The following is a 13679-nucleotide window of genomic DNA, read 5'->3' as shown; positions in this document are numbered from 1 at the left end:
TGGCCCAGCCCGAAGCAGCCGGACCACGCGAGAGGTTCATGACCCTAAACAGGCAGCGCCTCCCCGCCGTTTAAAAAGCGGGAATGGCGCGGCGCTGGTTCCGCCTTAGTGCAGATCGGAAAAGCGGGAAATGATCTTTGTCACTAAACCGTATTCTATCGCTTCCTGAGCGGACATCCAGTAATTGCGATCGGTGTCCTTGGCGATCTTTTCGTATGTATGGCCGGTTTCCACCGCAAAAATACGGTTGAGCCGCTCACGCATCTTGAGGATTTCGCGGGCTTCGATGTCGATATCGGTTGCAGGCCCACGTACGCCACCCATCGGCTGATGCAGCAGAAAACGCGTGTTGGGCAGGCAGAATCGACGATCCTTGTGCCCGGCTGCAAAAATGAGCGCACCCGCAGAGGCAACCCACCCCGTACCGATCAGGTTGACCGGCGCAATCGAATCGACAAAGCGGATCATGTCATGGATCGTGTCACCACTTTCCACATGACCGCCGGGGGAATTGACATAGACATTGATGGGCTTGTCGGATTCCCCGGCCAGCGCCAGCAGGCGGCCCGTTACGTCACGGGCGATCTTGTCATTGATCCCACCGAAAATCAGCACTGTCCGCCGCTTGAAGAGCTTGTGCTCCAGTTCGCCCTGCGGTGCGCCGGAAGACTTTTCCTCGTTTTCCTTTTCCGGGGTTTCCGGGTTTTCGGGTTCGTCGTCCAGTCTGATGGCGTCACGGGAAAAAATACCCGGCATGGCTGTCTCCGCGCATTGTTCTGTGTCTGTGTTCATGGCCCTATCCTGCGCCGCTGTCGCCTGCCTGCCAAGGGGCAATCACGCAGCGTCTCGCCACGGATGGGGTAAAAGGCTAAGGTGCGGGCCATTTCCGCACGCGTTACCAATGGAGCACGCGCCCGACCATGCCCCAGACCGGCCCCCAGCCGCATGGCCCCTACCAGCCAGCCAGCCCCGAACCCGCCCCCTGCTCTGGCCTGATACAACGGCCTGCGCGCGCCGGAGCGGCCCTGCTGGCCCTGTTGCTGACCACGGGTTGCCACCACCGGGGCTTCACCGACAGCACCGTGGAGCTGCTACAGAGTATGCGCGGCGGGGTTGTGGCAGGGCAGCGCCCGCCACCACCCGGGCAGTATTCCCCTTACCCACATGTCGGGCTGACCCCCACAACACCACCAAGCCTGCCTTCAGCCGGGGCCCGCGCCCTACTGACCAGCAGGCTTATCAGCAACCGCAACCTCACCTACCGCACCATGGCGGCCAATGGCAGCCTGCTGCCTGTTATCCCGCCCCTGCCCTCCGCCGCACCTGCAGCATCTGCCCCACCTGCTACCCCTGCCGCACCCGCTACATCTGCCCCACCTGCTCCCCCTACCCCACCAGCGACACCCGCTGCACCTGCCGCCGCACAGGGCGCCCCGGCAAAGCAGAAGCCCGATACCGCGCCGGCCAACCAGCCAGCCACCCTGCCCGAAGGGGTTAATGGCGCCATTATGGATGCGGCCACGGCCCCACCGCCGCCGCCGCCGCCAGTGCCCAGCAAGCCCAGTGTACCCAGCAAGCCCAGCCCGGGCACAAAAACAACCGGTGGCACCAAGCCGCACGGCAAAGGCAAGGCCGACCCGGCAGCTCAGGAGGTCGCCATGCCCACGGTATCGGAAAAGAACAGCGTGGATTCCTTCCCCGCCAACCTCATTCCCCCCATCCCCGATGCCCCGCCTCCTGTGCCTGACATGGAGGGAGCATCCATCCCCTCCCCCCCGCCAAGCACAACCTCGGCACTCCCTGCCTATGACCTGCGCGACATACCGGGCACGGGCTTTCACTTCCTGCCCCAGTCCGACGAACTTTCCTCCGGGCAGGACGATGCGGTGAACAAGCTGCTGGGCAGCACACCCAACGGCCCGTTCTATATCCGTGGTTTTGGCAATGCGGCCTCCATGAGTGCGCAGGATCAGGCCGATGCGGTGCGGCTGGGCCTTCTGCGCGCCACGCGTCTGGCCCATGTGCTGCTCAAGCGCGGCGTGCCTGCCTCGGCCCTGCACGTGCGGGGCGATGCCTTTGGCACGGGAGCAAAAATCGCCAGCACGCCCTGATCCCGCCCTCTGCATCGGGCTGCGGCACCGGGCGCGTCACTTTCAGGGATCAGACGCGCCCATGTCACGGCCCCATGCCAAATTCGCATGCCATGGCAGAGATTTCCCGCACGGGGAGTTGCCTGTTCCATTTTGCGGATTACTATACCCGTCCCGCAGCAACTCAGGGGCATTTCCCCTCCAGTTCCAGAGCAGCACACGTCCATGACCGAAGAGTTCCACCGCATCCGTCGCCTGCCGCCTTATGTCTTTGCCTCGGTTAATCAGGCCAAGGCCGCGGCCCGAGCCCGCGGAGAGGATATTATCGACCTCGGCATGGGCAACCCGGACACCCCCACCCCGCCGCATATCGTGGCCAAGCTGATCGAAACCGTGAACGACCCGCGCTCGCACCGTTATTCGGTCAGCAAGGGTATTCCGGGCCTGCGCAAGGCGGTGGCCGGGTATTATGAGCGCCGCTTCAATGTGACGCTCAACCCGGAAAAAGAGGTTATTGTCACTCTTGGCTCCAAGGAAGGTCTGGCCAATCTGGCATCGGCCATCACCAGCCCGGGCGACACCATTCTGGTGCCTAACCCCTCCTATCCCATTCACCAGTTTGGCTTCATTATCGCCGGGGCGAGCGTGCGCTCCATTCCTGCCACGCCGGATGAGGACATGCTGCGCGCACTCGACCGCGCGGTGCGCCACTCCGTACCCAAGCCCACGGCGCTGATCGTCAACTTCCCGTCCAACCCCACGGCCTATCTGGCCGACCTTGATTTCTACAAGGAACTGGTGGCTTTCGCGCGGCGCGAGAATATCTGGATTCTCTCCGATCTCGCCTATGCCGAAATCTATTTTGGCGACAAGGTGCCCCCCTCCATTCTGGCGGTGCCGGGTGCGCGGGACATTGCGGTGGAATTCACCTCCCTGTCCAAAACCTATTCCATGGCTGGCTGGCGCGTGGGGTTTGCCGCCGGCAACGAACGGCTGATCTCTGCCCTGACACGCATCAAGTCCTATCTGGATTACGGGGCGTTCACTCCCATTCAGGTCGCGGCGGTAACCGCGCTGAACGGCCCGCAGGACTGCGTGGCAGACCTGCGCAACATCTACCGTGAGCGGCGCGATGTCCTGATCCGTGGCCTGCATGCCGCAGGCTGGGACGTTCCCTCCCCCGAAGGATCGATGTTCGCCTGGGCGCCCATTCCCGAGCCCTTCCGGGCAATGGGGAGTGTCGCCTTCTCGAAACTGCTTTTAGAAGAAGCGGGCGTTGCCGTGGCCCCCGGCCTCGGTTTTGGTGAATATGGCGATGACCATGTCCGTATCGGTCTGGTCGAAAACCCCCACCGCCTGCGTCAGGCCCTGCGCTCCATCAAGGGCTTTTTGTCCGCACATGGAATCAGTGCGCCTGTTCTTCCTTCCTCAGCCAAAAAGCCGGAGTCTGCTGCACCGTGACATCCACTACCCCTACCACACCCCTGCGCCTTGGCATTGCCGGACTTGGCACGGTTGGCGCGGGCACCATCCGGCTGCTGCGCGCCAATGCCGATCTGATCCGCGCACGCGCCGGACGCCCGCTTGAGGTGGTTGCCGTCAGTGCGCGCGACCGTACCCGCGACCGTGGGGTGGACCTGTCGGGCCTGAACTGGCACGACCGGGCCGAAGACCTCGTAAACGACCCTAGCGTGGATGTGGTTGTGGAACTGATCGGCGGGGCAGAAGGCACGGCCCGCGCCGTGGTGGAAAGCGCGCTGAAAGCAGGCAAGCCGGTGGTAACGGCCAACAAGGCGCTGCTGGCCCTGCACGGCCCGGCCCTTGCACGCCTGAGCACCGAGCATAACGCGCCGCTGCTGTTTGAAGCGGCTGTGGCAGGCGGCATTCCCGCCATCAAGACCGTGCGCGAAGGGCTGGCCGCCGACCGGCTGACCCGCGTGGGCGGTATCCTGAACGGCACCTGCAATTATATCCTGACCGTCATGCGTGAAACCGGGCAGGCTTTTGCCTCCGTGCTGAAAGACGCACAGGAGCTGGGCTATGCCGAGGCCGATCCTTCCACCGACATTGACGGGCTGGATGCCGCCCACAAGCTGACCATTCTGGCTGGTCTGGCCTTTGGTCGCCCGGTCGATTTCAGCTCCGTGCATGTGGAAGGCATCCGCCATGTCGATGCCGCCGACCAGAACTTTGCCCGCGCTCTGGGCTACAGCATCAAGCTGCTGGGCCTTGCGCGCATGACCGAGCAGGGTCTGCACGCACGGGTAACGCCCTGTCTGGTGCCGCAGCAGTCGCCGCTCGCACAGGTCAATGGCGTGTTCAACGCCGTGGTGGCCGAAGGCGAGTTTGTCGGCCGGATCATGATTGAAGGACGCGGTGCGGGCGCAGGCCCGACAGCCAGCGCCGTTACGGCGGATCTGGTGGACATCGCCCGCGGGCAGACCATGCCAGTATGGGGTGTGCAGGCTGATGAGGCCGCCGATACCGTGCTGCGCGCCCAGCCCATCACCAGCGGGCAGGGTGCGTTTTACCTGCGCCTGCGCGTGGAAGACCGCCCCGGCGTGATTGCCGATATTACCGCCGTGCTCCGCGACTGCGGCGTATCGCTACGCAGCATGCTGCAACACCCGGCGGAAAGCGAATCCGCCCCGCATGTGCCGCTGGTTCTGGTTACGCATCAGACATCCGAGGCCGCCATGCAGGACGCACTGGCGCGTATCGGTGCGCTCAGCGCCGTAACGGATACCCCCGTCATGATCAGGATCGAAGCAGCCTGAACATGACCGGGCCATAACAGGCCCACCCCGGCCCCGGCATAATGCCGGGGCCACCTGAACACCCGGCAGGCCCACCCCACCGCCGGACCGCGTTTGCCGCACCACAGCAGGAGCCCTCATTCCATGCCCGCTTTCCCCATTATTTCTGACCGTAACCTCGCCCTTGAACTGGTGCGTGTGACCGAGGCCGCAGCACTGGCCTCTTCACGCTGGACGGGGCGTGGCCGCAAGAACGATGCTGATGGCGCCGCCGTGGAAGCCATGCGCGCCGCCTTTGATACCGTTGCCATCAACGGCACAGTCGTGATCGGCGAAGGGGAAATGGACGAAGCCCCCATGCTGTATATCGGCGAGCAGGTCGGCGCAGGCGGCCCCGCCATGGATATTGCCGTAGACCCGCTCGAAGGCACCAACCTGTGCGCCAAGGACATGCCCAACGCCATTACCGTTGTCGCTCTCGCCGAGCGCGGCAATTTCCTGCATGCGCCTGACATCTACATGGACAAGATCGTCGTTGGTTCGGGCCTGCCCGAAGGCGTGGTGGATCTGGATGCCAGCATCGAAACCAACCTCAAAAACCTCGCCCGCGCCAAAGACCGCGATGTGCAGGACCTGGTACTGTGTACGCTCGAACGCGACCGCCATGCCGACATGATCGCCCATGCGCGTGAAGCCGGTGCGCGCGTGCGCCTGCTGACTGATGGCGATGTAGCAGGCGGGATCGCCACCTGCCTGGAAGACAGCGGCGTGGATATTTACGTTGGCTCCGGCGGGGCGCCAGAAGGTGTGCTGACCGCCGCTGCCGTACGCTGCGCCAATGGCCAGATGCAGGGCCGTCTGGTGTTCGAGGACGACGAACAGCGCGCCCGCGCCGCGAAAATGAACCCCGGCAAAGACCCCGCACGTAAGCTGGGCCTGCATGACATGGCCGCTGGCCCGGTGCTGTTCTCGGCCACGGGTGTTACCACCGGTGCGCTGCTGCGCGGGGTGCGGTTCTACCCGCATCAGGTTGTCACGCATTCGCTGGTCATGCGTTCAAGCTCGGGCACATCGCGCTTTATCGAAGCCCACCACAACCTCAACACCAAAGTCTGGCCTGCACAGTAAACCCCATGCCTGACACCACGCTCTCGCTCGCTCCCCTGCCCCCTGCCGTGCTGGGGGTGGAAAACAGTCTGGGTGGCAGACGCTGGGCGTGGCGTGGCGCTGCGGAAAATCCTGCCGTGGCGCGGGCCGGGGCAGCACTGGCGCAGCAGCTTGGCATCAGCGATATTGCAGGCCGCCTGCTGGCCCTGCGCGGCATTACCCCCGAACAGGCCGCCCATTACCTCAAACCCCGGCTGAGCGCCCTGCCCGACCCGTCCTGTCTGGTGGACATGGATCGCGCGGCCGAGCGTCTGGCCCGCGCCGTGCAGGCTGGCGAATGTGTCGGCATTTTTGGCGATTACGATGTCGATGGCGCATGTGCCAGCGCTGTTCTGGCAGCTTTTCTGGAAGAACAGGGCTGCACGGTCGTAACCCATATTCCCGACCGGATGACCGAAGGTTACGGCCCCAACCAGCCAGCACTCGAAACGCTGGTGGCACAGGGAGCCAAGGTGCTTGTATGCGTGGATTGCGGCACGGCCTCAGCCGATGTGCTCAATCCCCTGAGCGCACAGGCCGATGTGATCGTCCTCGACCACCACAAATCGGAAGACGCGCTGCCTGCCATTCTGGCAACGGTCAACCCCAACCGGCCAGACTGCCGCTCGGGCCTTGGGCATATCTGCGCTGCTGCCCTGAGCTTTCTGGCTACAGTCGCCACCCGGCGCACCCTGCGCGCGGCAGGCTGGTTTGATACCCGCCCCGAACCCGATCTGCGCCCGCTGCTCGATCTGGTCGCTCTGGCCACGGTCTGCGATGTCATGCCCTTGCACGGGCTGAACCGTGTTTTTGTGGCCAACGGGCTGGAAGTCATGGGCCGCCGCCAGCGTATTGGCATTGCCGCCCTGCTGGACATTGCGGGTGTGACCAAAGCCCCGGATGCCTCCTCATGCGGGTTTGCCATCGGACCACGGATCAACGCGGGTGGACGCATAGCCGAGGCCGCACTGGGCCTGCGCCTGCTCCGCTGCGCCGACCCGCTGGAAGCGCGCCAGATGGCCGAACGGCTCGATGCCGTAAACCGCCGCAGGCAGGGGGTTGAAGCTGAAATTCTTGACCGCGCCATGCAGCAGGCCGCCGCCCAGAAAGAGGCCGGGCGCGGGGTTATTCTGCTGGCGGGCAAGGACTGGCACCCCGGCGTTGTCGGCATTGTGGCGGGCCGGATCAAGGAACAGTTCAACCGCCCGGCACTGGTGGGTGCGGAGCAGGAAGATGGCACCATCAAAGGCTCCGGGCGGTCTGTTACCGGCCTTGACCTTGGCACGGTCATTATCGCGGCCCGGCAGGCAGGCCTGCTGAAAACAGGCGGTGGCCACGCCATGGCAGCCGGTTTTTCGCTCGAAGCCGATCAGCTTGAGGCATTTCACACTTTTCTGGATACACGCCTGCCCGATGCCGCCACCCTGCCCGACAGGGTAGATCTGATGCTCGATGCCGTGGTGTCTGTTGCAGGGGCAACCGTGGAACTGGCACAGGACATGGCCAGCCTTGCCCCATTTGGCGCAGGCAACCCAGAACCCGTTGTGGCTCTGTCGCATGTTACGGTTATCCGCACCGACCGGATCGGGCGGGACGGAAACACCCTGCGGGTTTTGCTGAAAGGCGATAACAATGCCCGGCTGAAGGCTCTGCTATTCCGGGCCGAGGACAACCCGCTCACCCCCACGCTGGAAGACACCACCCGCCCGCCGCTGCATCTGGCAGGCACCCTGCGGGCCGAGGCGTGGAACGGGCGCACGGATGTAACCTTCTTTATTCAGGATGCGGCGCGGGCCTGATCGCCCGCCCGTGCCTGACGCCCCGAAAAAAAACTTAGCCGCCGCGCGCGGCGTCACGCCGGGCTTCGACTTCTTTCTTCATGGCTTCCTGAACCTTTTCAAAGGCCCGAACCTCGATCTGCCGCACCCGCTCGCGTGAAATGCCGTATTCATGCGCGAGGTCTTCAAGCGTGGAAGGATCGTCCTTGAGCCGCCGTTCGTTGAAAATACGGCGTTCGCGCTCGTTCAGCCCTTCCAGCGCCGATGCCAGCAGAGCCTTGCGACCGGACATTTCCTCGCTCTCGGCGTACAGCTCTTCCTGATTATGCTGCTCGTCCACCAGACGATCCTGCCACTCGCTGTCCTGATCTGCCCGCATGGGAGCGTTCAGGCTGTGGTCGGGAGCAGCCATGCGGCGGTTCATGTCCACCACATCCTGTTCCGACACACCGAGTGTTTTGGCGATCTTGTCCACCTGCTCAGGCCGCAGATCACCATCATCAATGGCCTGCATCTGGCCTTTGAGGCGGCGCAGGTTAAAGAACAGCTTTTTCTGCGCAGCCGTGGTGCCCATTTTAACCAGCGACCAGCTATGCAGGATGTATTCCTGAATGGCGGCGCGAATCCACCACATGGCATACGTGGCCAGCCTGAACCCTTTTTCGGGGTCGAAGCGGCGTACGGCTTGCATCATGCCGATATTGCCTTCGCTGATCAGCTCGTTCACCGGCAGGCCGTAGCCGCGATACCCCATGGCGATCTTGGCAACCAGACGCAGGTGCGATGTCACCAGCCTGTGGGCGGCCTGTGTATCGCCGGTTTCCTTCCACCGGCGCGAGAGGGAAAGCTCCTCCTCCGGGGTAAGAAGGGGGAATTTACGAATTTCCTGAAGGTACCTTGAAAGATTGCTTTCAGGCCCAACATCAATAACGGAAGATACCATGATCCTGACACTCCTCCCGCGCTGAAAACTCCCTTGGGCGTGTCGAGGTTCCCGCATCGTACGGAAATTACGCCAAAATAAGGCAAGCTCAGCGCCCGATGGACGTTTATCTGACCTGCTGACCGCCCTGCACATGAGCAACGGTCAACCCGGCCCGCCGCGCGCCCCGTCTGTTACGGGATCACGAGCCTGATGCGACAAGCCTGCACTTGATGCGCCGGGCCTGTCAAGGAAACAGCACCCCGGCATGACTGCCATTCAGCCCTGTCATTATCGGGGGCGTTTTATTGTGTCTTTCGCCCTGAAATAGCCTTTTTTCAGGCTCGGAGGCTAATCGTTCCCGGACTCGGCCAGTGCGTGTTCGAGTGCCTGCATATCGGCTGGCATGGGGGTTTCAAACAGCAGTTCGGCCCCTGTGCGCGGGTGGGTAAACCCGAGCCGGGCCGCATGCAGCGCCTGACGCGGAAAATCCAGCGCCACATCCCGTGCGGCCGCAGGCAGTTGCCGCGCAATAGCGGGCAGGCGGCGCAGATAGAGCGGATCGCCCATAAGCGGGTGACCATGAGCCGAAAAATGCACGCGGATCTGGTGCGTGCGCCCTGTGGCCAGACGGCACTCTACCTTGGCCGCAGCCGTGCCAAAGGCCCGCAGGGTGGTGTAGCGTGTCAGCGCCCATTTGCCGCCGCGCTCTGTCAGGGTCATGCGCTTACGGTCGCGCTTATCGCGGCCGATCGCCCCTTCATACTCCCCCGCAGCCGGGGCAGGCAGGCCCCAGCAAAAAGCCAGATAGGCGCGGTCGATCCGCCGGGCGGCGAAATCTTCCGACAAAGCAAGATGGGCTTTTTCCGTTTTGGCCGCCACCATCACGCCCGATGTATCCTTGTCCAGCCGGTGGACAATACCCGGACGGCGCTCCCCGCCGATTCCCTTCAGACTATCCCCGCAATGGGCGATCAGCCCGTTAACGAGCGTACCAGTCTCGTTACCGGGGGCGGGATGCACCACCAGCCCGGCTGGCTTGTCCAGCACGATCAGGTCATCGTCCTCAAACAGAACGGTAAAGGCAACCACCTCGCCCTCCGGTGTGGCAGGGGCCGCAGGCGGCACCTCCAGCACCAGCGCCATGCCTGCCCGCACAAGGGTTGCGGGCTCACGCACACAGGTCTCCCCCACGAACAGGCACCCCGCCTCAATCAGCCCCTTGATGCGCGAGCGCGACAGCGCGGGCAGGCAGGCGGCCAGATAGCGATCCACCCGCTCACCCGCCTGCGCGGCCTCCACCACGCAGGCCAGACGCTCTCCACCCGCAGGGGTATTCAGCACGGTATAACCGGGTTTGGCATCGAAATCCTGATCATGAAGGGAGCTGGCAGGGGCGCTGGACATAGTCATAGGCGGAGCCATACCGTACCGGTGCGCTGGCCGGAAGAAAAACAGCGCGTGGAATGCCGCACGCCTGTGCATCAGCAGTCTTTGCCTTACGGGCTGATCTGCGCCATTCATTAAGGCCACATGCCTGAACCAGCGCCCACACACCCTGCCCTGCCCTCCGCCCTGCCTTCCACCGCGAAGGCGCAGGCAGCCTGTGCGGCATTAAACCGGCGGCGACAGCTTGTGCTGGCCCTGCTGGCAGCGGGGCTACTGCTCTCCATTCTGGCGGATTGCGCCATTGGCCCGGCCTCGCTTTCGCCCCGTGCGCTGCTGCATGCCCTGTTAACCCCCGATACCGCACCACCGGGTGCGCGCCTGATCCTGTGGCGCATCCGCCTGCCCTACGCGCTCATGGCCGCCTGCGTAGGGGCCGCACTCGGGCTGGCCGGGGCAGAAATGCAGACTGTCCTTGCCAACCCGCTCGCCAGCCCGTTCACACTCGGCACGTCTGCCGCCGGGGCATTCGGGGCCTCGCTATCCATTGTGCTAGGCTGGCATATCAGCGGGGTGCCACAAACATGGATTATCGCACTGAGCGCCTTTGTGTGCTCCATGCTCTCGGTCTGGCTGCTCGAAACCCTGACCCGCCTGCGCCAGACAGAAACAGGGCGGGCAGAAACCAGCACGGTGGTGCTATGTGGCGTAGCACTGGTGTTTTCGTTTCAGGCTCTTGTCGCCCTGATGCAGTTCATCGCCAGCGAAGACACCCTGCAAGACCTCGTATTCTGGACACTGGGTAGCCTGACCCGCGCAGCATGGCCCGCCATCGGCCTGCTGGCCCTTGCACTGGCGGGTACCCTGCCTTTTGCGCTTGCGGCTGCCTGGCGGCTGACCGTCCTGCGCATGGGAGAAGACCGCGCGGCCAGCCTTGGTGTGGATGTACCCCGCCTGCGCCGCGCCGCCCTGTTGCGGATCAGCCTGCTGAGCGCACTGGCCGTGGCGTTTGTGGGGGTCATCGGCTTTGTAGGGCTGATTGCGCCGCATATCGCCCGTGGCCTTGTGGGGGAAGACCAGCGCTACACGCTTCCAGCAAGCCTGCTGAGCGGTGCGTTCATTCTCTCCACCACCGCCCTGCTGGCGCGCGTGCTGGTGCCGGGTGTTGTCGTACCCACAGGGATTGTCACAGCGCTGGTGGGTATTCCGTTTTTTCTGACCATTATCCTGCGGCAGAAACCCGGCGCATGAACACCGTGCCGACAGCCCCCCCAAAAACTGCCACAGGACTAAGCGTGCAGGGGCTATCCGTCCGACACGGGCACCATACCATCCTGCATGACATCACCCTTGGCCCTTTTCCGCCCGGCGTGCTGTGTGCCGTGCTTGGCCCCAATGGCAGCGGAAAATCGACCCTATTGCGTGCCATGGGCGGGCTTGTACCCGCACGCGGGCGGGTTTTGCTGCATGGGCAGGCGCTGGACGGGTTACCCCTCAAGGCCCGCGCACGCCTGTGCTGCACCCTGCCACAAAGCCTGCCGGAACCCTTGCGCCTGAGTGTGCTTGAAACCCTGCTGGCCGCCCGGCGTGTCGCCCACCCCGCACAGGCGGATGACATACCCGCAGCCTTAGGCTGGCTGGAGCGTATGGGGATCGCATCCCTCGCCCTGCGTCCGCTCAATGAACTCTCGGGCGGGCAGCGCCAGCTTGTGGGGCTGGCGCAGGCGCTCAGCCGCCACCCGCGTGCACTCCTGCTGGATGAACCGCTCAGTGCGCTCGACCCACATTACCAGTACCGGGTGCTGGCCCTGCTGCGTGAGGAGGCGGCCCGTTCAGGTCTGGTTTGCATCATGGTGCTGCATGACCTCAATCAGGCACTAAACTGGTGCCAGACGGCCTGTATCCTGCACGAGGGGCAGGTGCGCGCCTTCGGTGCCCCCCGCACAATCCTGACGCCAGCCCTGCTCCATGCCATCTACCGTATCCATGCCTGTGTGGACACAGGCACACAGGGCCAGGCGTTCATGAGTGTGCAGGGCGTGGAAACAGCGGATCAGGTGCCGCAGAAAGTATAACGCACCCGCTCATCCGCCCCCGGTGGCAGAGCATACCGCTCCCGCCCCGGCTGTTGGGCATAAGGGTTGGACAGCACCGCCAGCAGGGTTTCGAAGGGGGTAAAATCACCCTCCTCCACCGCGCTGCGGATCATGGCCTCAACCAGATGATTGCGCGCAATATAGCACGGGTTGACCGCCTGCATGGCCTGCGCGCGGGCTGCGGGTGACAGTGCGCCATCGTGCCTGAGGCGTTGCTGCCAGCGCTCAAGCCACGGCGCAAAAGCTGCTGGCAGGGCGGACACATCCTCCCCCGCCAGCACGGCGGGCTGGCTGAGTGCGCGGAAGGTGCCTGTCATATCCGCACGGGTCTGATGCATGGTTTCAAGCAGGGCGGCAAAGAGGGCTTCATCCCCCTCCTGCGGGGTTGTCAGGCCCAGTTTTGCGCGCATGCCATCAAAATAAACCGCATGAAAGCGGGTATTGAACCCCGCCAGCGCCTGCCGGGCCAGCACCGGGCGCGCGTCCTCGCTGTCACTCAGCAGCGGCAGCAGGGCTTCGGCCAGACGGGTCAGGTTCCACAGGGCGATGGTGGGCTGGTTCGTGTAGGCGTAACGCCCCTGCTCGTCGATAAAACTGAACACCGTGGCCGGATCGTACTCATCCATGAAGGCGCAGGGGCCGTAATCAATCGTCTCGCCCGAAATGGCCATGTTATCGGTGTTCATCACCCCGTGGATAAAGCCCACCAGCATCCAGCGCGCCACAAGGCTGGCCTGCGCCGCCACCACGTTTTCCAGAAAGGTGAGTGCCGGTGTCTCACTCTGCCGGGCCTGCGGATCATGTCGGGCAATGGCGAAATCCAGCAACTGACGCAGGGCGGCGGGGTCACGCCGGGCGGCTACATACTGAAACGTGCCAACCCGCAGATGGCTGGACGCCACGCGCGTCAGAATCGCACCGGGCAGCATTGTTTCACGTTGAACGGTCTCGCCCGTGCTCACAGCCGCCAGCGCGCGGGTGGTGGGGATACCCAGCGCCGCCATGCTTTCGCTTAGCAGGTATTCGCGCAGCACAGGCCCGAGCGCTGCCCGACCATCGCCCCGGCGGGAAAAAACCGTGCGCCCGGCCCCCTTGAGCTGGATCTCGCGCACATGGCCAGAACGGTCGCGCACATCGCCCAGAAGCAGCGCCCGGCCATCGCCCAGCGCCGGGTTGTAATAGCCGAACTGGTGCCCGGCATAGGCCGTGGCCACCGGCTCCACTCCCGCTGGCATGCTGTTGCCCGCCAGCATGGCCAAGCCCTGCGGCCCGGCCAGCCAGTGCGCATCCAGCCCGAGTTCGGCTGCCAGCGGGGCATTGAGCCGGATCAGCCGGGGCGCCACCACGGGCGACAATGCGCCCTGATTGTACATCCACTCTGGCAGTTGCGTGAAAGCCTGCGCCATAACCGGGGGTCTCGGCGCTCCAGATGCGCCCTGTTGCTGCTCATCCATGGCGTAGCGCCCTCCCTTGATCTGATGATCGCTCTCACCCGCCTGTCTCTG

At 64.1% G+C, this 13679-nt stretch carries 11 protein-coding genes; 7 read left to right on the top strand and 4 right to left on the bottom strand.

Annotated features, from left to right (window positions below; genetic code table 11):
- Positions 1 to 105 precede the first annotated feature (105 nt).
- Positions 106 to 792 carry an ATP-dependent Clp protease proteolytic subunit gene (locus tag J2D75_RS04940; protein ID WP_207853437.1) on the bottom strand — a complete coding sequence of 229 codons (687 nt, stop codon included), beginning with the start codon at positions 790 to 792 and terminating at the stop codon, positions 106 to 108.
- 128 nt (positions 793 to 920) lie between these two features.
- Here J2D75_RS04940 and J2D75_RS04935 point away from each other — a divergent pair, with 128 nt between their 5' ends.
- The 5 genes from J2D75_RS04935 to recJ all read left to right on the top strand — a co-directional run bounded on the left by J2D75_RS04935 (position 921) and on the right by recJ (position 7791).
- Positions 921 to 2111: a hypothetical protein gene (locus tag J2D75_RS04935; protein ID WP_243428513.1), complete on the top strand. Its 1191-nt coding sequence runs from the start codon at positions 921 to 923 to the stop codon at positions 2109 to 2111.
- Positions 2112 to 2315: 204 nt separating this feature from the next.
- Positions 2316 to 3551: an LL-diaminopimelate aminotransferase gene (locus J2D75_RS04930; RefSeq protein WP_207853436.1), complete on the top strand. Its 1236-nt coding sequence runs from the start codon at positions 2316 to 2318 to the stop codon at positions 3549 to 3551.
- Positions 3548 to 4867 (top strand): homoserine dehydrogenase, encoded by a 1320-nt coding sequence (locus J2D75_RS04925; protein WP_207853435.1) that lies wholly within the window; start codon positions 3548 to 3550, stop codon positions 4865 to 4867. The genes J2D75_RS04930 and J2D75_RS04925 overlap by 4 nt, the downstream gene beginning before the upstream one ends.
- 123 nt (positions 4868 to 4990) lie before the next feature.
- Positions 4991 to 5974, top strand: a complete 984-nt coding sequence (glpX, locus tag J2D75_RS04920) for a class II fructose-bisphosphatase (RefSeq protein WP_207853434.1) — start codon at positions 4991 to 4993, stop codon at positions 5972 to 5974.
- A gap of 5 nt (positions 5975 to 5979) precedes the next feature.
- Positions 5980 to 7791, top strand: a complete 1812-nt coding sequence (gene recJ / locus J2D75_RS04915; protein WP_207853433.1) for a single-stranded-DNA-specific exonuclease RecJ — start codon at positions 5980 to 5982, stop codon at positions 7789 to 7791.
- 34 nt (positions 7792 to 7825) lie between these two features.
- Here recJ and rpoH read toward each other — a convergent pair whose 3' ends face one another.
- Together rpoH and J2D75_RS04905 are read right to left on the bottom strand one after the other, a co-directional pair.
- Positions 7826 to 8713 (bottom strand): RNA polymerase sigma factor RpoH, encoded by an 888-nt coding sequence (gene rpoH / locus J2D75_RS04910; RefSeq protein WP_207853432.1) that lies wholly within the window; start codon positions 8711 to 8713, stop codon positions 7826 to 7828.
- Positions 8714 to 9043: 330 nt separating this feature from the next.
- Positions 9044 to 10033 (bottom strand): RluA family pseudouridine synthase, encoded by a 990-nt coding sequence (locus tag J2D75_RS04905; protein ID WP_456304229.1) that lies wholly within the window; start codon positions 10031 to 10033, stop codon positions 9044 to 9046.
- Between the two features lie 192 nt (positions 10034 to 10225).
- On the opposite strand from J2D75_RS04905, the gene J2D75_RS04900 reads away from it, so the two are divergent.
- The gene (locus J2D75_RS04900) at positions 10226 to 11329 is read left to right on the top strand and encodes a FecCD family ABC transporter permease (protein ID WP_207853431.1); all 1104 of its coding nucleotides are present in this window, start codon (positions 10226 to 10228) and stop codon (positions 11327 to 11329) included.
- Entirely contained in the window at positions 11326 to 12153 is an 828-nt protein-coding gene (locus J2D75_RS04895; protein WP_207853429.1) for an ABC transporter ATP-binding protein, read from the top strand. Before J2D75_RS04900 ends, J2D75_RS04895 begins: the two co-directional genes overlap by 4 nt.
- Here J2D75_RS04895 and J2D75_RS04890 read toward each other — a convergent pair.
- The gene (locus J2D75_RS04890) at positions 12132 to 13628 is read right to left on the bottom strand and encodes a protein adenylyltransferase SelO (protein ID WP_408736742.1); all 1497 of its coding nucleotides are present in this window, start codon (positions 13626 to 13628) and stop codon (positions 12132 to 12134) included. The two genes, J2D75_RS04895 and J2D75_RS04890, sit on opposite strands and share 22 nt — an antisense overlap.
- Between the last annotated feature and the right edge of the window lie 51 nt (positions 13629 to 13679).

Source organism: Acetobacter suratthaniensis (genome assembly GCF_017377745.1).
GTDB lineage: Bacteria > Pseudomonadota > Alphaproteobacteria > Acetobacterales > Acetobacteraceae > Acetobacter > Acetobacter suratthaniensis.
This window is presented reverse-complemented; position numbering and strand designations above follow the sequence as displayed.